The following is a 20,860-nucleotide window of genomic DNA, read 5'->3' on the forward strand; positions in this document are numbered from 1 at the left end:
GCGCTCGGGTCCTTTCCGCCGACCCCGGACCGGTTGGCCGCCCTCACCCGACCTGCGCCCAATGCGTGGTTATCTCGGATACGTCCGCATCGCGAAGATGGTTCTCATACGGTGAGGATCAGAGGCTACAACCCATTTGTAGCTGGTCGTGGCGCCTCGGGCGGTGCGATCCCGTCTGGTAGCAGGAAAGGGCGGAAGGCTCTGATGTCCAACGACGTAACGAGTACCGACGGCGGGGCCTCGGCAGCTCCGCCGACACGGCGAAGGCGGGCGCTCTGGGTCGCCGGCGTGGCCGGGCTGACCGGCGTGGTCGGGCTGGCGGCCCTCGGCGGCGTCGCCGCTCGAAACGACAAGCCAAAGGCCGACCAGGTGTCCGATGCGCAGCCGTCGACCAACCGGCAGAACGTCAACGACGACGGCGGCGCGGACAAGGGCGGCGCCAAGGACGACGGCGGTCAGGACGACGAGTGGAGCGGCGACTGGAGCGGCTTCGACGACCAGTCCGGCAAGGATGGCAAGGAGCGCAAGGACGGCAAGGACGACGAGAAGGACCGGACCAGGCAGGTCCCGTGCGACTCCGACAAGCTGATCCAGGCGATCACGTTCGCCAACAACGAGGACGGCGGCGTACTGGAGCTGGCCAGGGGCTGCACCTACACCCTGACCCGCAACCAGGACGGCAACGGCCTCCCGGTGATCACCGAGCGCATCACCCTCAAGGGTGAGCACACCACCATCGGCCGCGAGGCCACAGCCGACTACTTCCGCATCCTCAACGTCGGCGCTGGCGGGCACCTCACTCTCAAGGGCCTGAGCATCAGGGGTGGCCAGACCCTTCAGCCCCCGATGGCCTTCGACCCGACGACGGTCTGGGCGCCGTACTCGGCCCAGGTCCGCTCGACGGTGGCCGAGCCGGCGGCAGCAGCGACGCCCGCCGGGAAGCCGACGACCACGGCCGCGCCGGGCGCCAAGCCAGCGGCAGCGAAGCCGGCAGCAACCGCCGGCAAGCCGGCCACGAAGGCAGCGCCCGCGAAGGCCACTGCCAAGGCAGCGCCCGCGAAGGCCACCGCCAAGGCCGACGCCAAGCCGGCGGCGAAAGCAGCGCCAGCCAAGCCCGCAGCGGCAGCAACCAAGGCCGCCCCGACTGCCAGCAAGGCCGCCCCGGCCAAGCCGGTAGCCGCTGCGGCGAAGCCGGTGGGGGCCGGTACGGCGGTGGTGCCGCTGGTCGAGCAGCCCGGGTTCACCGACGGGGCCGGGGTGCTGGTGCAGCCCGGTGGCCGCGCGGAGATCCTGGACAGCGAGCTGCTCTACAACCAGTCCGGCGGCAACGGCGGCGGGTTGGCCAACTTCGGCAGCGCCAGGCTCAGCAAGACGACTGTGGCGCACAACACCGCCTTCTTCTTCGGCGGCGGCATCTTCAACGCCGGCGTACTCCAGGTCGACGAGTCGAAGATCACCGACAACACCGGGATCATCGGCGGCGGCGGCATCTCCAACGGCGCTGCCGACATCTTCACCGAGGACGTCGACGGCGGCTCGGTCTGGGTCTACAAGAGCGAGATCACCGACAACGAGACGCTCGGCTTCGGCGGCGGCGTCCTGGACGTCGAGGGCACCACGACGTTGCACCAGACGACGGTCAGTGACAACACCGCGGTGCTCGACGGTGGTGGGGTCGCGGTGGCCGACAGCCAGCTCACCCTCAAGGACGCCACGGTGGTCAGGAACAGCGCCGCTCGCTCGGGTGGCGGTGTGGCCGCCTTCGACAGCGTTGCGACCATCGAGAACAGCAGGATCAACGACAACACGGCGGGCTTCTCCGGCGCCGGCCTCTTCAACGAGGTGAGCGTCACCACGCTGCGCGACAGCGAGGTGTCGGGCAACCGGGCCGTCGGTCCGTTCGCCCGTGGCGGCGGCATCCTCAACACCGAGGGCGGCGAGGTGACGCTCTACCGGACGAAGGTGGCGCACAACTTCTCCACCCTTGAGCCGGGGGGCATCTTCAACAGCCTCGGCGGCACCGTGACGCTGGACGACGAGTCCGCGGTCACTGCCAACCGCCCGACCAACTGCTTCAACGTTTTGGACTGCTTCGCCTGATCGGGTGGGGCCGAAACACATAGAGGGCGCGCCCCTTCGAGCCGTGACCGGCTCGGAGGGGCGTACCCATTTGGGCAGGTCAGGCGCTTGCAGGCCGGCTTGGGTGGCGGTGTGTCGGTCCGGACCCCGGTGGGGGCAACATGAACCGAATGTGGGCTTCTCTCGGATAAGCCCGCGAGGCGAGGAACCTTCTCATACGGTGGTTTTGGGAGCTACAACCGATTTGTAGCAGGGGACGCCCGTCTGACGGCGGCGACCCTGTCTGGTACGAGGAGAGGGCAGAGAGCTCCGATGTCCAACTACCTAACGAACAACGAAGCCTCCGGGCGGGCGACGGCCAAGAGCCGCCGCAAGCTCTGGCTCGCCAGTGGCGTGGCCGGTTTGACGGGCGTGATCAGTCTCGCGGCGGTTGGCGTCGCGGGCAGCGCCGGAGCGGTCGGCTTGAACTGGAACACCGCGCAGGTCAGCAAGGACGGCGACCAGCGGGGTGACGAGGCGCGCGACTGGGACAAGGACGAGGACCGCAACAAGGACCGGGACAAGGACAAGGACCGGGACAAGGACCACGAGCGCGGGAAGGAGGTGCCCTGCGACACCGACAAGCTGATTCAGGCGATCGTGTTCGCCAACAACAAGCACGGCGGTGTGCTGGAGCTGGCCAAGGGCTGCACCTACAACCTGAGCCGCAACGACTACGAGGGCAACGGCCTGCCGGTGATCACCGAGCGGATCACGCTCAAGGGCGAGCACACCACGATCTCTCGGGAAGCCACCGCGGACTACTTCCGCATCCTCAACGTCGGCGCCGGCGGTCACCTCACCATCAAGGGCCTGACCATCAAGGGTGGCCAGACCCTCGAACGGTACAACGGCGTCGAGCCGGCGGCCGTCTGGGCGTCCTACTCGGACTCCGAGGCGATCGCTGCGCAGGTCAAGGCAGGCGTTCCGCTGAACCAGGCGCTCGCCTCCCGGCAGGCCAACCCGAAGGCGGGCCTGACGGCGGCACCGAAGGTCACGGCCAAGGCCGCGCCGACCGCTCAGGGGGGCGTCGTGACGCCGCTCGTCGAATACCCGGAGTCCACCGACGGCGCCGGCATCCTGGTTCAGCCGGGTGGCACCGCCGAGATCCTGGAGTCCGAGGTCGTCCTGAACCAGTCGGGCGGCAACGGTGGTGGTGTGGCCAACTTCGGCACCACGAAGATCTGGCACAGCACCGTCACCCGTAACACCGCCTTCTTCTTCGGTGGCGGCGTCTTCAACGCCGGCCTGCTCAAGGTCGAGGAGTCGAAGATCAAGGACAACACGGCCATCATCGGTGGTGGCGGTATCTCCAACGGCGCCGCGCGGATCTTCGCCGACGACGTCGACGGCGGTACGGTCGAGCTCAAGAAGGCCGAGATCACCGACAACGAGACGCTCGGCTTCGGCGGTGGCTACCTCGACATCGAGGGCAACACCACGGCGTACGAGACCAAGTTCGTCTCGAACACCGCGGTTCTCGCCGGTGGCGGTATCGCCGCTGCGGACAGCCAGCTGAACCTGCACAACGCCACGGTCGAGAAGAACAGCACCGCAGGTGTCGGTGGCGGTGTAGCCATCGCCTTCGACAGCGCGGTCACGTTCGAGAAGAGCAGCATCAAGGACAACACCGCCGGCTTCTTCGGCGGCGGGCTCTTCAACGCCTTCAGCGTCACCACGCTGCGCGACAGCGAGGTTGTCGGCAACCGGGCTATCGGCCCGATCGGGGTCGGCGGCGGCATCTTCAACATCTTCGGCGAGGTCAACCTGTCGAAGACGAACGTCGCCCACAACTTCTCCACCTTCGAGCCGGGCGGTGTCTTCAGCTTCTTCGGAGACGTGAACGTGGACGACAAGTCCGCCATCACCGCGAACCGTCCGACCAACTGCCTGGCCATCCCGGGCGGCACCATCGAGAACTGCTTCGCCTGATCGCTCACCCGGGTGACGACGACTCAGCACCCTCGGGTGACGACGGCGTAGCGCCAGCACAACGGACCGGCCCCCTTCCGCGAGACGCGGAAGGGGGCCGGTTCGCGTCACTTCTGGACGAAGACCGCCACGCTGCGCGCCGGGACGGTGAACGTGCCGGCCGCCCTGTCGAACGAGGCGGTACGCAGCACCGGGTCGGCCGAGTCGACAAGCACCGGGTGCAGTGCCACGTCCGCTCCGCGCAGTCCGGTCACCGTCTGGTCGGCCGCCGACGGGGTGCTGTTGAAGACGACGGTCAGCGACTTCCACGGCCCGCCCAGCCCACCGGCGTCCAGGGTCATGGTCAGCACCCCCGGTGTCTCCTGCGCGCCGGACAGCGGGAATGCCACCCTCCGCTGCACCTGCTCGGCGGTGGCCAGCCCGAACACCGGCGACGACGCCCGGATGCGCAGCAACTCGGCGTACCTGGCGTCGGTGGTGTTGATCGCCGCGCAGTCCGGCACCAGCGTCGGGTCGGCCAGCAGCGGCTTCGCGTACGACCACTTGTCCTCGTTGTCGGGTGCGGGCGGCAGTCCGGCACCGAACCCGTTGCCCCGCTCGCAGCCCCACCGGATCTGGTTGAACCAGTCACCGGAGTTGTACGAGTTGCGGTCCAACGACTTCGACCGCAGCCGTTCGGTGCCGGCGGTGACGAACCCGGTGCCCTGTCCCAGCACAACTGTGCCGAGCGCCAGCACCTGCATCCGTGAGCGGTCCGCCGCCGTCGTGGCCTGCGGGAGCTTGTACGCCAACGAGTCGTACAGGATCTCGTTGTCGTGCGCGTCGGCGTAGGTGACGGCCTCCCCCGGCGCGGCGGTGTAGCCGGCCGGGGAGCCGTTGTAGTCCACCTGCGCCCCGGTGACCTCACGCCCGGCGGTGTCGGTGAACCGGTAGCCGCGCAGGTTGCCGGTGAGCCCCACCTTGATCAGGTCGTGGGCGTGCAGCAGCCGGGCCTTCTGCTCGGCCGGTGACCCGTTGGCCGCGTCGCCGTTCGGGTCGGTGTAGAGCCCGGAGGCGAAACCCTGCACCCGGGGGTTGGCGTCGAACGGCCCGCCGCCACGCACCGCGTCGCGCAGCCGGTCGTTGAAGGTGCCGATGCCGGTGCCGGCCATGTTGGCCTGGGTGGCCTGGACGAAACGGGCGTCGTTGGCGACCTCGCCGAAGTTCCAGCCCTCGCCGTAGAGCATGATCGCCCTGCCGTCCACGCCGTCGTGGGCGACGGTGAGCCGGTCCAGTGCCGCCCGGACGGCGAGGATGTTCGCCTTCGGGTGGTGACCCATCAGGTCGAAGCGGAAACCGTCCACCTTGTACTGCCGGGCCCAGGTGACCAGCGAGTCGACCACCAGCTTGCCCATCATGGCGTGCTCGGGGGCGGTGTTGGCGCAGCAGGTGGAGTTGGCCACACTGCCGTCCTCCAGCAGCCGGTGGTAGTAGCCGGGCACGATCTGGTCGAGCACCGACTTCGCGTCGGTGCCGGCAGCCGACGTGTGGTTGTAGACCACGTCCATGACCACCCGCAGCCCGGCGTCGTTCACCCCGGCGACCATCCGCCGGAACTCGGTGGTCCGCGCCGCGCCGACCGGGTCGACGGCGTAGCCACCCTCGGGCACCGTGTAGTGCAGCGGGTCGTACCCCCAGTTGTAGCCGTCGGTTTCGGCGACCGCCGCCACGCACTTCTGCTGCTCGGCGGAGTCCGGCGGCAGCGCCGTCAGGTCGCAGGCCGGCTCGCGCTGGTCGGCCCGCTTCTCGGGGATCGTCGCGAAGTCGAACGCCGGCAGCAGGTGCAGGTGGGTGACCCCGGCGTCGCCGAGCGCCCGCAGGTGGGTCATGCCGGCGGTCTTCGGGTCGGTGAACGCGAGGAAGGTCCCCCGCCGCTCGGTCGGCACTGTGTCGTCGGCGATGGAGAAGTCCCGCACCGACAGCTCGGTGATCTGCGCCTTCGCGGCCGGCACCGGCGCCGGTTTGCGCAGCGTGCGCCAGCCAGTCGGGGCCAGCGCCGGGTCGTTCAGGTCGACCAGTTGGCTGTGCGTGGAGTCCGCGGCGAGGGCCACCGCGTACGGGTCGGTCACCGACGCGGTGACCATCCGCTGCGCCGCCGGCTGCCACGCCCGCACCTCGTACCGGTAGAACCTGCCGGTCCAGGTGTGGTCGCCGCGCACCGACCAGACGCCGGTGCGGTCGTCGCGGCGCATCGGCACCGTCCTGGGTGCGGCGGTGGGCGAGTCGAACAGTTGCAGGCGCACGCTGTGGGCGGTCGGCGCCCACAGCGCGAGGCTCGGCGTCCGGCCCGCGAAGGTGGGCCCGAGGGTCGCGTCGGTCGCCCGGGAGTACACGTCGTCGAGCACGCCGGGGATCTGCACGCCGGTCGCGGCGAGCAGCGCACCCTCGGCGTCGCGTTCGGTGACCAGCAGTTGCCCCCGCAGCGCCGCCGGGACCTTGGCCAGGTCCGCCCGGTCCAGGGCGAAGCTACGGTACGACCACAGGTGCGGGAACCTGTCGCGTTGGGCCTCGGTGAGCCCGTTGCGCTGCGCCCGTAGCGGCAACGTGGTGTACGTGCCGGTCAGCTCGCCGTCGACCACGCTGACCCCGCCGGTGGGTGCGGTGACCAGCGCGTACGTCCTACCGTCGGTCGGCGGGGTCTGCCAGGCCACTGTGGACCTGTCGATCCAGTGCGCCTTCTGCTTGCTGATGTCGGTGTCTCCGCTGGCGGTGGTGGCCGTCGACGGCAGCAGGCGGCCCGGCGTGGCGGCGAGCAGCCACACCTCCCGACCGGCGCTGGCGAAGTCGAGCCGCTGGTCGTCGGGCAGGTCCTTGGTGTCGCCGTTGTGGATGATGTAGTTCAGGCCGGTGGCGCCGGCCGCCAGCGGCACCCGGAACACCGCCCCGAACGCGTCGACGGCGCTCGGCCGCAGCGGGGCGGACCACTCGGTCGGGTTGGCCGCGCCGTCCCACAGGTGCAGGCCCCAACCGTCGTAGTTGCCGTCGGCCCGCCGATAGTGGAGCACCGCGGTGCCCTCCTCGACCGGCGGCTCCGGTTCACCGGCGGCCGCCTGCCTGCTCGGGTAGATCGCCGGGTCGCCCTGCTTGAGCCAGATCTCCCCGGTCCGGGTGACGTCGATGCTGCGGTCCTGGGCGACGTCCTTCGTACCAGCCTTGTCGACAACCAGGAAGTTGACCGACGTCGCGCCCGGCTTGAGTTTCACCCAGGCGAACCGGCCGTAGGAGTCCTCCCCGGCGAACGGCTGCCCCTTCGGCCACTCGGTGACGTACGCCGGGTCGATGTCCCCCCAGGCGTACAGCCCCCAGTCGTCGTACCCTCCGGCCGGGCGTTGGTAGTGCACCACCGCCCACTCCCGCGAGCTGCCCTGCGGCGGGGTCCCCACGACGGCTGTGGACCTGGCGGTGGCGGTACGGCCCCGGCCATCGCGGACCACCGCCTTGTACTCGACCCGGGTGCCGCCGGCCAGGCCGGTCAGGTCGTGCTGCACCGTGTACGGGGCGTGGTCGGCGCTGCCCAGCAGCGTCCACCGCCCGCCGGCCACCCGGGCCGCGACGGTGACTGTGGCCAGGGGATCGCCTGTCACCCGGGCGGTGACCGCCGCCCTGGTGGCGACCGGCGCGTCCGGAACCGGGCTGGTGATGGTGATCGTCGGCTTGTCGGCCGCCGGTGCGATGGGTTGACCGGCCCGGTACACCGCAGCCGACAGCGGCGGCACGGTGAGGGTCAGTTCACCGTCGTCCCCGGCCCGCGCTGCGGCACAACATGCGCCGGAGGCCGGTCCGGTGCCGGCGCCGCCGTAGATGCCGGTGAAGGTGGCGCCGGCCGACCAGGTGTCCACCGTGACAGTCTGCGCGGTGTCGGCGTTGTTCACTGCCACCACGTACTCGGTGCGGTCTGCGGGGGCGATCCGGGAGGCGGCGAAGACGCCCGGACCGTCGGCCGCGTACCTGGTGACCTGCACGCCGTCGCGCAACGCCGGGTGGGCCTGGCGCAGCCGGCCCAGGTCGGCGATGGTCCGGTACAGCGGGTGGGTCGGGTCGAACTGGTCGGCGGCGTGGGTGCGGTCGGTGCCGAGCAGGTCGTCGTCGAGGTAGTCGGGAACCTTCGACGCGAACATGTCCTGGCGGGCGTCCTTGTCCCCGCCCGGGCCGGTGAAGCCCTGCTCGTCGCCGGAGTAGACCACCGGCTGGCCCCGGGTCAGGAACATCAACTGGTGCGCGAGCTGGTCACGACGCAGGTGGCTGGCCGGGTCGCTGCCACCACCGGCGATGAACGATCCGATCCGGCCCATGTCATGGTTGCCGAGGAAGGTGGTCAACCGGCCCGCGTCGGTGTCCCGGGCCGCGTAGAGGTCGTCGCGGGCGTACACGTCGGCGAGCGCCTTCGCGGAGCCGGCACCGGCGGTGAAGCCCCGCGCGGCCTCCTGGAAGGCGAAGTCGAGGGTGGCCGGAAGGCCACCCTGGCGGACGTAGCTGGAGCTGATCTCCGGATCGGCGCTGTACACCTCGCCGAACATGAAGAAGTCCTTCTTGCCGGCCTTCTCCGCGGCCCGCTCGATGCCCTGGCTGAACTGCGGCCAGAAGTCCATGTTGACGTGCTTCACGGTGTCCAACCGGAAGCCGTCGACGCCGGTCGCGCCGATCCAGTCCCCGTACGCCTTGGTCAGGCCCCGGACCACCTCGGGACGCTCCGTCCACAGGTCGTCGAGACCGAAGAAGTCGCCGTATTCACTGTTCTCGCCGGCGAACGTGGAGTCACCCCGGTTGTGGTACATGGTGGCGTCGTTCAGCCAGGCCGGGACCTTGACGCTCGCGTCCTTCGGTTCGGCGAACGTCGGCGTGTACGGGAAGGACTCCTTGTTGACCGGCGGGAACGCCCGGCTGCCGTCGGCGTGGTTGCGGTCCTCGAAGGCCCGGCCCTGCGCGTCGGTGTACGGCGAGGTCGCCTTGTCCACGTACGCGTACTTGTCCTCGGCGTACTTGATGACGTCAGCGGTGTGGTTGACGATCACGTCGAGGTAGATCTTGATGCCGCGCTGGTGGGCGAGCCTGACCAGCCGCTTCATCTCTTCCATCGTGCCGAAGTGCGGGTCCACCTGGGTGAAGTCGGTGATCCAGTAGCCGTGGTAGCCGGCCGAGATGTCGTCGCCAGCGCCCTGCACGGGCCGGTTCTTGAAGATCGGCGCGAGCCAGATGGCGGTGGTGCCCATCCCCTGGATGTAGTCCAACTTGTCGATGACGCCAGCGAGGTCGCCGCCGTGGTAGAAGCCCTTGTCGGTCGGGTCGAGGCCGGTCCGCAGCCGGTCGCCGGTGAGGCCGCCCCGGTCGTTGCGGGGGTCTCCGTTGGCGAACCGGTCCGGCAGGACGAAGTAGAACTGCTCGGCTCGGGCGGAGTTGCCGCCAGCCTTCAGCAGCGCCTCGGCGGTGGGTTCGTCACGCCACTGGGTCGCGCCGGCAAGCGTGAGTGGGGCGCCGTCGGTCGGCCGGGGGCCTGCGGCGGCGGGGTGCACGGCGACCGGAGCGCCGACGAGCGTGACGGTGAGCAGGGAGGCAAGGGCCAGCAGGGCGGTGCGCGGTATCGGCGGGGGTTTCATCGACGCCTTCCTCTGGTCGCTGATTGGCCGCACGCTAACCCTTGCCGAAACATTCTGCAATACCTTGCAAACATGGTCGCAACAAAGCAGCATCCTTGCGGAAGCGCCGCTCAGAGCCCGTTACAGCGGACCCCGTCCACCGTGCACGCGCGGGGCGTCTGCGACGCCCGCTCGATGTGGAACCGCAACGACACCGAACCGCCCGGCGACACGTCGACGCCGCTGACGTAGGTGAAGCCGTCGTCGGACTGGCGGACCGTCCCCTGTGGTACGCCCTCCAACCAGGCGGTCACCAGCCGCCCACCGGCGAACTCCAACCGCACCGTCCAACCACGGCTCCGGGTGGACGTGTTGACCATCGCCACCTCGCCGATGAAACCCCCGTCGAAGCTCTGCACCACCCGGTACCGCCCGGTCATCGCCGGCTGCCCCGGCGCGGCCCGGCTCGGCGACCGCGTCGCCGAGGGCTTTCCGATCGGACCGGCCGTCGGATCGGCCGTTGGTGAACCGGACCCTGCTGAGGCGCCCGGCGGCAACCCGCTCGCACGGCCGGATATCCCCGGCAGCACCGGCGCCGGAGACGGCACCGAGGTGGGCACGCTCGGAGCCACCACCACCGCAGACGGCACCGGCAGTGCCGGCGGTTGCACGCCGTCCGGCGCGGGGCTACGTCCCCGGTACGCGCCCAGGGCCACGATGAGCAGGACCACCATCACGACGACACCGGCGCCGACCACGATCCAGGGCGACGTGGCGATCGCCACCGGACCGTGTGGCGGGCGCGGAACACGGCGCATGCCGGACATGTACCTCCTTCAGCGGACCGTCCGCGCAGCGTAGCGATCGGCGGCCCGGCCCGGAAAGCCTTGGCGGTGCGGCGGTGCGGCGGTGCGGCGGTGCGGCGGTGCGGCGGTGCGGCGGCGCGGCGGTGCGGCGGCGCTGGGGTGCGGCGGCGCTGGGGTGCGGCGGCGCTGGGGTGCGGCGGCGCTGGCTCAGCCGATCCGGCAGTCGGCCCCGTTGATCGTGCACTTGACCGGTCGCTGCCCCGAGTCACCCCAGCCGACGCGCAGCCGCAGCCTCCGGGAGTCACCCGCGTCCAGCGAACGGGTGCCGCGCAACACGAACTTTCCGTGCCCGCTGCCCTGCACCGAGACGCCCGAGTCATCACCCACTCGCAGAGTCCAGGTGTCGTCGTCGAACACCAACTCCACCTGCCAGTCCGCCGACCGACTCGACTCGTTGGCGATCGCCAGCACCGCCGCGTCCCCGTCCCAGCCGTTCGAACCGACCTCGTACCTGGCGCTGACCGTCTGGTCCGCCGACGGCGCCAACAGGACGCTCGTCCGCCCCGGAGTCGGCGAGCCGGTGACGGAGGCTCGCGGTGACGGCGTCCGACTGCTGCGTGACGGTCGCGGCGACACCGAGCGCCGCTCCACAGCGGCCGGAGTCGGCCCACCGGTGGCCGACGCGGCGGCCGGCATGGTCGGCAGGAACGCCGGAGGCGCTGCCTGCGGCGGCGCGTCCCGCTCCCTGGTCCGAAACGACAACAGCGCGATCACCAGGAGCACCACCAGCGCGCACACACCGAGCAGCACCACGATCCACGGAACCGACACCAACACCCGCGCCGCACGCGAATCTGCCGCACCGTCCGGCCGCACCGCCATCAGGTCTCCCCTCGTCCCCCACCGACGCGACAGCGTAGCCAGCGCCGCACGGACCGGAAACCAGGCGGGTACGGATCGGGCCGACCGGCCCCCGTCGGTCAGCCCGTCCGGACGACAGTGCAGATCAGTGGTCCGTCATCCGAGATACGCAACAGGTAGCGGTACCGTTCCCCCGGCACCGCCTGCCCCCGACTGTCCAGGAACTCCCACTCCACCGCCACCATCGTCAACAGCGCGGACACCGGCTGCACGTCCTCTATCCGGGCGTGGGCCGCTACCAACTCCCGGTCCTGGTAGTCGGGTGCGGCGCCCACGAAGGACAGGGCCACCGCCGCGGCGGACGTGAACGAGAAGCTGTAGGTGTCGGCCACCACCAGCCCCGGCAGGGCGTAGCAGCCGGCGATGGCCGGCAGGTCACCTGAGGTCAACGCCACGCCGTACCGGTCGAAGAAGTCGGCCAACGTGGCAAGATCCGTGGAGGCGTTCACGGTCACAGCAATTGCCGGTCACCGCCCAGGTCAAACCTCAGCGCGGCGGTACCCGCACCTCGATCTCGGAACCCAACCGGGCGTCGGCGGCCAGACCCAGGTCGTCCCCGCTCCAGAACCGCCCCGGGTCATACCAGTTCGGACGCCGACCCGCCGGCAGCAACCCCATTGCCTCATAGGTCACCGCCACCACCTCGGCGCAGTACGCCGTCTCCAGCGCCCGGTCCCGCTCCCCCGCCGACCGGGCACGATCGGCCGGGTTCGCACGGTCAGCCGGGTTCGCGCGGTCAGCCGGGTTGGGGTGGGGTGTCGGCTGGCCGAGGCGTGACAGCGCCGACAGCCGGCCGAGGTGCGGCAGCGCGGGAAGCCGGTCCGGGCGCGGCAGCGCCGGCACCCGACCCCGCACCCAGCGCCACGCCAACTGGGCGGTCGACGGGAACGGCGTGCCGTCCAACCGCGCGATCGTCCGCAGCACAGCCCGCTCCATCTCCGCGTCGGCTGGCGGGTCGAGCTGCCGCAGCCAGGCCCGTTGGCCGTACCGGTTGGCCCAGACGCAGACTGCGTCCCGCAGGTCGTGCAGCTGGACACCGCGTTGGTGGCTGCCCGACCACAGGTCCGGCAACGACCTGCCCAACTCCGCGTGCCACATCAGCGGGGGCATGTCGTCCAGCACCACCGCCATCCCGACGTGGTTCACCGGGCTGTTGGTGGTGAACTGGATCGCCCGGTCCGGCACGCTGCGACCTCGGAACACCCACACGTCACCGGTGCGGGTCAACTCGACGGCCTCATCCAGGCTGATGCTCATGAGGGTCTAGCCTAGGCCGATGCGGCAACGAATGCGGTGGTGGAAGGTTCTCGGGCTGGCCGGGCTCGCCGGCGTCGCGGCCTCCGGTGTGGTCATCGCGCGGGCCGAACGGCGTCGGCGCGCGTACACCCCAGAGGAGATCCGGCAGCGGCTGCTGGAGCGGCATGCCCAGGCCAGCGATGCCGCGAAACCCGGCGACCCGACCTGACCCGTAGTCCTCTGTAGATCATGGCGGGGCAGCCGGCAGGTCGATGATCGGTACGATCAGGCCAGGACAACGGCCGTCGCACAACGGCCCTTCGTCCTGTCCATCTCGGCCGCGCCGGTCGAACGACACGGCAACGTCGACCTGCACCTGCCCACCCACACCGGTCCCGCGCCCGCCGTCGTGGTGGTGCACGGCGCTCCCTGCCACCCGACGCGGCCGATCCCCGCGACTGGTTGCTATACCGCGGCTACGGTGCGCTGCTCGCCGCGAGCGGAGTGGTCACCGCGCTGGTCAGCTACCAGGTGTCCGACCTGTCGGCGCTGCCGGTCGCAGCCGACGACATCGCCGCGATGGTCGAGCAGGTCCGCGCCGATCCGCGGGTCGACCCCGAGCGGATGGTGCTGTGGTTCTTCTCCGGCGGCGGCCTGTCGGCTGCCGACTGGCTGCGCGTCCCGCCGCCGTGGCTACGCGCTGACGTACCCGCTGCTCGTCCCGTTCCCGCCGCGAACGAAGTCACGCAGTTCGGCCAGCGCGGCGGTGGCCTCGTCGTGGGCCGCGGCGACGACCCCCAGAATCTCCTCGGCGTACCGGTATCTGCCGACGCCGGCCGGCGCAGCCGTCAGCTCTGTCCACCAGGACCCCCTCGCACTCGGCCCATGGACCGGGTTCGCCTTGTTCTGCCTCTACACAGTGATCGTGCTCGGGCTCGCTGCATGGCAACTGCGCCGCCGGGACGCCTGAACGGTGTCCCATCGGACGGGGAGCCGGGTGAGCCGCCGACCGAAGGACGCAGCCATGACAAATCGGGCAGGCCGCCCGACGCCGTGCCTCTGGGTCGGGCCCGTCCGGGGCGCGCGAACGGTGCAGACGGGTGTGATCCACTCGCGTTTCATGAAGTCGGGGCATCCCCGGCAGCCGGACACCGCGTTTTCCGTAAACCCGAGTGGATCACGTCGTGTGGGCGCCGTGTCGGGGTTCGCCGGGCCGACAGGGTGGGTGGTTTGTCGGGTTTGACGGTTGGTGTCGGGTGGCCGGGGGCACCCCCGTGGCGGAATCGTGGGCCGGGCGGGGTCGTTACACCTGGCAGACCACCGCAACAGTCCGGGTCATGGTGCGCCGACCCCGCCGGGCCCTCCCGTCGGAGACAGCCTGCCGGGAACACTCCGCAGGCCGGCCCGGTTACATCCCCCGCGCAGCCGAGCACCACAACCGCCGGGCATGGCAGCCGCGGGGAACACCCGCCAGGCCGCCCCGGTTACATCCCCCGCACGGCCGAGCACCACAACGGCCAACCCCGCGGGAAGCGCAATGACCTGCCACCGCGAACGGTTACACCCTGTCCCGACGCCGACCCCTCGTTGCGGGTCGCCGGGCAGAACCCCCTCGAACTTTCCCCGCACCACCACCCACCCCCCGAGGTGGTGCGGGCACACCCCCGATGCAGAGGAGCACGCCATCATGCGTACCGATCTGATCCGTAAGACCACTCTGACCGCCGCCGGCCTCGCCTTCACCGCAGGCGCCATCGCCGGCCCCGTCACCACCGCCTTCGCCGCACCCACCGCCAAGGCCACCACGCAGACGCAGACCGACCGCAAGGGTCACGGTGAGCGGGAACTGGGCGTGCGCTACGAAGCCCAGCCGAACTTCTACTACTGCGGCCCCGCCGCCACCCGAAACGCCCTGAGTGTGCAGGGCAAGAACATCAACGTCGACGACATGGCCAAGGAAATGGGCACCACCGAGGCCGGCACCAACTCCATCAACGACATCACCCCCGTCCTGAACAAGGAAACCGGTAAGAACGACGCCTACCGGTCGGTGGAGATCAGCACCCCCGACGCTGACGCCAAGCAGACCGACACGCTGCGCGCCGACATCGTCAAGACCGTTGACGACGGTAGGGCCGTGGTCGCCAACATCGCCGGCACCAGCACCGACACCGACGGTGTGAGCCACTCCTACGAGGGCGGGCACTACATCAGCGTCGTCGGCTACCACGACAACGGCACCACCGTCACCATCGCCGACTCCGCCGACCCCAACCAGGCCGCCTACCAGATCAGCGTCGAACACCTCGCCGACTGGATCGCCACCCGCGGCTACGCCACCAGCTGACACCCACACACCCACACACCCACACACGCCGAAGGGCCGGACCCCCACAGGGCCCGGCCCTTCAGCATGTCCAGGTCAGTGCTCGCCAGCGCGGATCGGCCCAACGCCGGGGGTCACCGCAGCGGACTGATCGCCCGAAGCCACCGCAACAGACTGACCGCCCGAAGCCACCGCGACAGACTGACCGCCGGTGGCCACCGCAACAGACTGACCGCCGGACGCCACCACGGCAGACGGGGAAGCCACCTCGACCGCAGCCGCGCTGGAGGCACCGTCGGCCGACTCGACGCGGTGGGCGCGTCGGCGCAGCCACCAGGTGCTGCCGAGCCCGGCGAGGACCGCGAGGACCAGGCCCACCCAGGAGATGTCCTTCAGCCAGTGTTCGGCCGCCCGGCCAACGGAGTAGAGCAGGTACGTCGTGCCGAAGGCCCAGACCAACCCGCCGGCTGCGTTGGCCACCAGGAAGCGGCGGTACGGCACGTGCAGCGCCCCGGCGAGCGGCCCGGCCAGGATCCTCAGCAGTGCCACGAATCGGCCGAAGAAGACCGCCCAGACGCCGTGCCGCGCGAAGCTCTGTTCGGCGCGGGCGAGTTGCGCCGGGCCCAGGTGTTTGGGGAACCGTCTGCCCAGCCGGGCGAGCAGCGGACGGCCGCCGCGTCGGCCGATGGCGTACCCGACGGAGTCGCCGACGATGGCGCCGAACGCCGCCGCGCTGGCCACCCACTCCGGCTCCACCACTCCGGTGGCGGCGAGCAGGGCGGAGCTGACCAGGACGATTTCGCCGGGCAGCGGGACGCCCATGCTTTCCACGCCGATCACGCCGGCGACGATCAGGTAGATCACGCCCGGAGGCAGCGCCGAGAGCCAGTGCTGAACGTCGATCACTCGGCACCCCTTCCGAATCGGCCCCGACCCTACCCCGCCGACCGCGACGACGCGGCGCGGTCGTTGGCCACCCAACCCGTGACGCCAGGTTGCGCAGATAGCAAGACGGACGTACGGTTTTGTTGGAAGCGGAATCGGCGGTAAGTGTCACCTAACCTCGGCGGCACCCCGACCGGTGCGACAGACTGCTCAGGACTACTCACGGTCGCTGGTGTGAAGGAGTACGACGTGGCGAGCCTCGACACCTTCGGTGCGAAGACCCAGCTACGCGTCGGAGACGCGAGCTACGAGATTTTCAAGATCGACAAGGTGGACGGCCACGCCCGGTTGCCGTACAGCCTGAAGATCCTGCTGGAGAACCTGCTGCGGACCGAGGACGGCGCGAACATCACCGCCGACCACATCCGCCAGCTCGGCGGGTGGGACTCCACCGCCGCCCCGAGCGTGGAGATCCAGTTCACCCCGGCGCGGGTCCTGATGCAGGACTTCACCGGCGTGCCCTGCGTGGTCGACCTGGCCACGATGCGCGAGGCAGTACGTGACCTGGGCGGCGACGCCAGCAAGGTCAACCCCCTCGCCCCGGCCGAGTTGGTCATCGATCACTCCGTCATCGCCGACCTGTTCGGGCGCGAGGACGCGTTCGCCCGCAACGTCGAGCTGGAGTACGAGCGCAACAAGGAGCGCTACCAGTTCCTGCGCTGGGGTCAGACCGCGTTCAACGAGTTCAAGGTCGTCCCGCCGGGCACCGGCATCGTGCACCAGGTCAACATCGAGTACCTGGCCCGCACCATCATGGAGCGGGGCGGCCAGGCGTACCCGGACACGGTGGTCGGCACCGACTCGCACACCACGATGGTCAACGGCCTGGGCGTGCTGGGCTGGGGCGTCGGCGGCATCGAGGCCGAGGCCGCGATGCTCGGCCAGCCGGTCAGCATGCTGATCCCCCGGGTGGTGGGCTTCAAGCTTTCCGGTGAGATGCCGGCCGGCACCACCGCCACCGACCTGGTGCTGACCATCACCGAGATGCTGCGCAAGCACGGTGTGGTCGGCAAGTTCGTCGAGTTCTACGGCCCCGGCGTTGGTGCCGTGCCGCTGGCCAACCGGGCCACCATCGGCAACATGTCCCCGGAGTACGGCTCCACCGTGGCGATCTTCCCGATCGACGCGGAGACGATTCGCTACCTGGAGCTGACCGGCCGTGACGCGGCGCAGGTCGCGCTCGTCGAGGCGTACGCCAAGGAGCAGGGCCTCTGGCACGACCCGGATGCCGAGCCGGACTACTCCGAGCGCCTGGAGCTGGACCTCGGCTCCATCGAGCCGTCGCTCGCCGGCCCGAAGCGCCCGCAGGACCGGGTGCCGCTGGGTGCTGCGAAGACGCTGTTCCGCTCCGCGTTGACCGACTACGTGGCCGACGACTCCGTCGGCGAGCGCGACCTCAAGCCGGGTGTTCCTCGCGAGGAGCTGCCGCGTGGCGCGAACGGCCCGGCCGACGAGGCCAGTGCCGAGTCGTTCCCGGCCAGCGACCCGCCGGCCAACGAGTTCAGCGACCCGGCCGACGAGCCGCGTGACCTGGAGACCGCTGCTGTCGGCGCGGGTGGCCGGGCCAGCAACCCGGTCCGGGTCACCGGCGCGGACGGCGTCGAGTACGAGCTGGACCACGGTGCCGTGGTGATCGCCGCGATCACCTCCTGCACCAACACGTCCAACCCGCAGGTGATGATCGGTGCCGCGCTGCTGGCCCGCAACGCTGTGGAGAAGGGCCTGACCCGCAAGCCGTGGGTGAAGACCACACTGGCGCCCGGGTCGAAGGTCGTCATGGACTACTACGAGCGGGCCGGCCTCACGCCGTACCTGGACAAGCTCGGCTTCAACCTGGTCGGCTACGGCTGCACCACCTGCATCGGCAACTCGGGCCCGCTGCCCGAGGAGGTGTCGGCCGCGGTCAACGAGCACGACCTGTCGGTGGTTTCGGTGCTCTCCGGCAACCGGAACTTCGAGGGCCGGATCAACCCGGACGTCAAGATGAACTACCTGGCGTCGCCGCCGCTGGTGGTCGCCTACGCCCTGGCCGGCACCATGGACATCGACCTGGCCAACGAGCCGATCGGTGAGGACTCCGAGGGCAACCCGGTCTACCTGCGCGAGATCTGGCCGAACAGCGCCGAGATCCAGGACGTCATCGCCCAGGCGATCGGCGCCACCGGGTTCAGCGCCGCGTACGCCGATGTCTTCGCCGGCGACGAGCGGTGGCAGTCGCTGCCGACCCCGACCGGCGACACCTTCGCCTGGGAGAACGACTCCACCTACGTGCGCAAGCCCCCGTACTTCGAGGGCATGCAGCAGGAGCCGAGCCCGGTCGTCGACATCTCCGCTGCCCGGGTGCTGGCCAAGCTGGGTGACTCGGTGACCACCGACCACATCTCGCCGGCCGGCGCGATCAAGGCGGACTCCCCGGCCGGCACGTACCTGGCCGAGCATGGCGTGCCGCGCCACGAGTTCAACTCGTACGGTTCCCGCCGGGGTAACCACGAGGTGATGATCCGGGGCACCTTCGCCAACATCCGGCTGCGCAACCAGTTGGTCCCGGGGGTGGAGGGCGGCTTCACCGTCAACCACCTCACCGGCGAGCAGACCTCGATCTTCGACGCCTCCGTCGCCTACCAGGAGGCCGGCATCCCGCTGGTCGTGCTGGCCGGCAAGGAGTACGGCTCGGGCTCGTCGCGGGACTGGGCGGCCAAGGGCACCATGCTGCTGGGCGTCCGGGCGGTCATCGCCGAGTCGTACGAGCGGATCCACCGCTCCAACCTGATCGGGATGGGCGTGCTGCCGCTCCAGTTCCCGGTGGACGTCACCGCCGAGTCGCTCGGCCTGACCGGCACGGAGACGTTCACCATCACCGGGGTGACCGCCCTGAACGACGGTGAGGTCCCCCGCACTGTGCAGGTCAGCACCGACACCGGCGTGGAGTTCGACGCCGTGGTGCGGATCGACACCCCCGGTGAGGCGGACTACTACCGGCACGGCGGCATCCTGCAGTACGTGCTGCGCCGCATGATCGCCAACTGACGTACCGAACGCCTGGAAGGGCCGCTTCCCGCGCTTGCGGGGAGCGGCCCTTCCACGTCTCTGCCGGCGGACGCTCGCTCTCAAGCCAACAGACCGAGCGAGTGGAGCGCAGATCGTTCCCGTGCCCCGACTTGCTGTTTCGGGCCCTTTGCTCTGCTTCACTCGGCGCAACACTGACAGTCCTCTGCCGTTGCTTCCGTTGAAGCAGAGCAAAGGGCAAACAAGTGGTACGGCCAGCTCAGGAACCCCGCGGGGCTCTCGCTCAGCGCAGCCGCAACGCGACAGCGCGGGCCTCCTCGTCGGTGAGCGGCAGGAACCACAGGAAACGGCGGACGATGGCGACCGGATCGGGGCCACCCGGCTGACCACGCAGGTCGCGGATCGCCCGGCGGGTGATCCGGGAGAACTCGGGGATCAGGGTCGCGCGGCGGGCGGCGTCCGTCGGGGTCGCTCGCAGCGTCGGGCAGGGCCAGTCCCGACCGCAGGCGTCGCACGTCCAGAGCGGGCCGTCGGCGGTGTGCGCGACCGGCGGGCCGCACCGGGGCCGCCAGCGTGATTCGGGTACGACGTCCGGTGCGCGACCGGGGCCACGGTACGGAGGGTGTGGTGGCCCGGTCGGGCCGGTGTTGACCATCCGGGGTGAGGAGGGCCGAGCCGGTCGATTGTCCGGCTGATGTGGGCGGTTGCAGGACCTGTCCTCGGGCATCCGGTGCTCCCTCTTCGACGCTGTCTACACAGCACCCTGCCGAGGGTTGCCAAGCGATCACACCGCGTAGAAGTATCTCCTTCTGACGTCTGGAACGTTCTGGAGGGGCCTGAGATGAATCGAGCCGTGCAGGCGGCCATGGTCGAGAAGGGCCACACTGCGGACAGTCTCGCTGCTCAGATCGGTGTCGATCCGAAGACGGCGGCGAAGTGGGCGAGCACGGGACGAATTCCGCAGACGCGTCATCGCGCCCGGGTCGCCGAGCTGCTCGGACGAAACGTCGACGAGCTGTGGCCGGAAGCGCTCAAGCGCCGGACGCCGGCCTGGTTCCGCCCCTGGGCCGAGATCGAGCGTGAGGCGCTGTCACTGCGATCGTTCCAGCTCGCGTGGATACCGGGGCTTCTTCAGACCAAGGCGTACGCGCTGGCGACGCTGGGCGGCGAGGCGCTGACGCCGGCCGAGGCCGACGATCTCGCCGAGGCGCGGCTGAGCCGGCAGTCCGTCCTGCGGCGGGAGCGTCCGCCGCTGCTCGTCGCGGTCCTCGACGAGGCAATCCTCCGGCGCACCCTCGACGGTGACCGGGCCATGATGCGGGAGCAGTGCGAGCGGCTTGCCGAGCAGGCCGCGCTGCCGAACGTGTCGCTCTTCGTCGTGCCCGCCGACGTCGGCATGTACCCGGGCCTGGGTGGGCCGTTCACAGTGGCCGAGATGCCGGACGGGGCGCGGGTCGCGCACGTCGACAGCCAGGCGCAGGCGCAGCTCATCGACAAGGCAGCCGACGTTGCTACCCTGGATCGACGGTGGGAACGCATTCGCGACGGAGCACTGTCCCGTGCGCAGTCCCTCAAACTCATCAGAGAAGCGGCAGCATCATGGATCTGACCGGCGCTCGGTGGCGCAAGAGCAGCAGGAGTGGCAACAACGGCGGCGACTGTGTCGAGGTGGCCGCCAACCTCCCCGGCGTCATCGGCGTACGCGACTCCAAGGATCCGGCCGGTCCGACGCTCGCCTTCGACCCGACGGCCTGGGCCCGGTTCCTGGTGTTGGCCAAGCGCGGCTGAACCTCTGCGAGGTCCCGGCATGACCCAGCCGCGTCACCCTCGAAAGCTGAGATCTTGGACAGTTTCCGTTAACTGGGCGGGCTCAACCGGTGGTTGCAACACTCTTCGGTGTTTGTCGTTGGGGTGGTTGTGGCGTCGAGGTTGAGTCCGCTGGAGCGGGAGCAGATTGG

General features: G+C 70.2%; 14 protein-coding genes. 7 read left to right on the forward strand and 7 right to left on the reverse strand.

Annotation, left to right across the window (positions count from 1 at the left end):
* Positions 1-204: 204 nt before the first annotated feature.
* Together AB0K35_RS27005 and AB0K35_RS27010 are read left to right on the forward strand one after the other, a co-directional pair.
* Positions 205-2,100 carry a hypothetical protein gene (locus AB0K35_RS27005; protein ID WP_363888604.1) on the forward strand — a complete coding sequence of 632 codons (1,896 nt, stop codon included), beginning with the start codon at positions 205-207 and terminating at the stop codon, positions 2,098-2,100.
* A 291-nt stretch (positions 2,101-2,391) separates the two neighbouring features.
* Complete coding sequence (locus tag AB0K35_RS27010) at positions 2,392-4,050, forward strand: hypothetical protein (protein WP_238672696.1); 1,659 nt, start codon at positions 2,392-2,394, stop codon at positions 4,048-4,050.
* A gap of 107 nt (positions 4,051-4,157) precedes the next feature.
* On the opposite strand, the gene pulA is transcribed toward AB0K35_RS27010, so the two are convergent.
* The 5 genes from pulA to AB0K35_RS27035 all read right to left on the reverse strand — a co-directional run bounded on the left by pulA (position 4,158) and on the right by AB0K35_RS27035 (position 12,646).
* A complete protein-coding gene (gene pulA, locus AB0K35_RS27015) occupies positions 4,158-9,683 on the reverse strand; it encodes a pullulanase-type alpha-1,6-glucosidase (RefSeq protein ID WP_363888607.1) in 5,526 nt (1,841 codons plus the stop codon).
* 110 nt (positions 9,684-9,793) lie between these two features.
* Positions 9,794-10,489, reverse strand: coding sequence for a cellulose binding domain-containing protein (locus AB0K35_RS27020; RefSeq protein ID WP_363888610.1), 696 nt, complete (start codon positions 10,487-10,489; stop codon positions 9,794-9,796).
* A gap of 186 nt (positions 10,490-10,675) precedes the next feature.
* On the reverse strand, positions 10,676-11,350 hold the full coding sequence (locus tag AB0K35_RS27025; RefSeq protein WP_363888612.1) for a hypothetical protein: 675 nt from the start codon (positions 11,348-11,350) through the stop codon (positions 10,676-10,678).
* Positions 11,351-11,448: 98 nt separating this feature from the next.
* On the reverse strand, positions 11,449-11,838 hold the full coding sequence (locus tag AB0K35_RS27030) for a hypothetical protein (protein WP_238672700.1): 390 nt from the start codon (positions 11,836-11,838) through the stop codon (positions 11,449-11,451).
* A gap of 37 nt (positions 11,839-11,875) precedes the next feature.
* Complete coding sequence (locus tag AB0K35_RS27035) at positions 11,876-12,646, reverse strand: hypothetical protein (protein ID WP_363888614.1); 771 nt, start codon at positions 12,644-12,646, stop codon at positions 11,876-11,878.
* 19 nt (positions 12,647-12,665) lie between these two features.
* On the opposite strand from AB0K35_RS27035, the gene AB0K35_RS27040 reads away from it, so the two are divergent.
* Positions 12,666-12,854: a hypothetical protein gene (locus tag AB0K35_RS27040; RefSeq protein ID WP_238671532.1), complete on the forward strand. Its 189-nt coding sequence runs from the start codon at positions 12,666-12,668 to the stop codon at positions 12,852-12,854.
* 1,458 nt (positions 12,855-14,312) lie between these two features.
* Positions 14,313-14,972, forward strand: coding sequence for a C39 family peptidase (locus AB0K35_RS27045; protein WP_363888617.1), 660 nt, complete (start codon positions 14,313-14,315; stop codon positions 14,970-14,972).
* A 75-nt stretch (positions 14,973-15,047) separates the two neighbouring features.
* Here AB0K35_RS27045 and AB0K35_RS27050 read toward each other — a convergent pair whose 3' ends face one another.
* Positions 15,048-15,857: a VTT domain-containing protein gene (locus tag AB0K35_RS27050; RefSeq protein WP_363888619.1), complete on the reverse strand. Its 810-nt coding sequence runs from the start codon at positions 15,855-15,857 to the stop codon at positions 15,048-15,050.
* A 213-nt stretch (positions 15,858-16,070) separates the two neighbouring features.
* Here AB0K35_RS27050 and AB0K35_RS27055 point away from each other — a divergent pair, with 213 nt between their 5' ends.
* Positions 16,071-18,923, forward strand: a complete 2,853-nt coding sequence (locus AB0K35_RS27055) for an aconitate hydratase (protein WP_238671536.1) — start codon at positions 16,071-16,073, stop codon at positions 18,921-18,923.
* A 262-nt stretch (positions 18,924-19,185) separates the two neighbouring features.
* Here AB0K35_RS27055 and AB0K35_RS27060 read toward each other — a convergent pair whose 3' ends face one another.
* The gene (locus AB0K35_RS27060) at positions 19,186-19,629 is read right to left on the reverse strand and encodes a hypothetical protein (RefSeq protein WP_238671537.1); all 444 of its coding nucleotides are present in this window, start codon (positions 19,627-19,629) and stop codon (positions 19,186-19,188) included.
* A gap of 114 nt (positions 19,630-19,743) precedes the next feature.
* On the opposite strand from AB0K35_RS27060, the gene AB0K35_RS27065 reads away from it, so the two are divergent.
* Together AB0K35_RS27065 and AB0K35_RS27070 are read left to right on the forward strand one after the other, a co-directional pair.
* Positions 19,744-20,511 carry a DUF5753 domain-containing protein gene (locus AB0K35_RS27065; protein WP_238671538.1) on the forward strand — a complete coding sequence of 256 codons (768 nt, stop codon included), beginning with the start codon at positions 19,744-19,746 and terminating at the stop codon, positions 20,509-20,511.
* Complete coding sequence (locus tag AB0K35_RS27070; RefSeq protein WP_238671539.1) at positions 20,502-20,690, forward strand: DUF397 domain-containing protein; 189 nt, start codon at positions 20,502-20,504, stop codon at positions 20,688-20,690. Before AB0K35_RS27065 ends, AB0K35_RS27070 begins: the two co-directional genes overlap by 10 nt.
* The last annotated feature ends 170 nt before the right edge of the window (positions 20,691-20,860 follow it).

Source organism: Micromonospora sp. NPDC053740, assembly GCF_040677775.1.
In the GTDB taxonomy this organism is placed as follows: domain Bacteria; phylum Actinomycetota; class Actinomycetes; order Mycobacteriales; family Micromonosporaceae; genus Micromonospora; species Micromonospora alfalfae.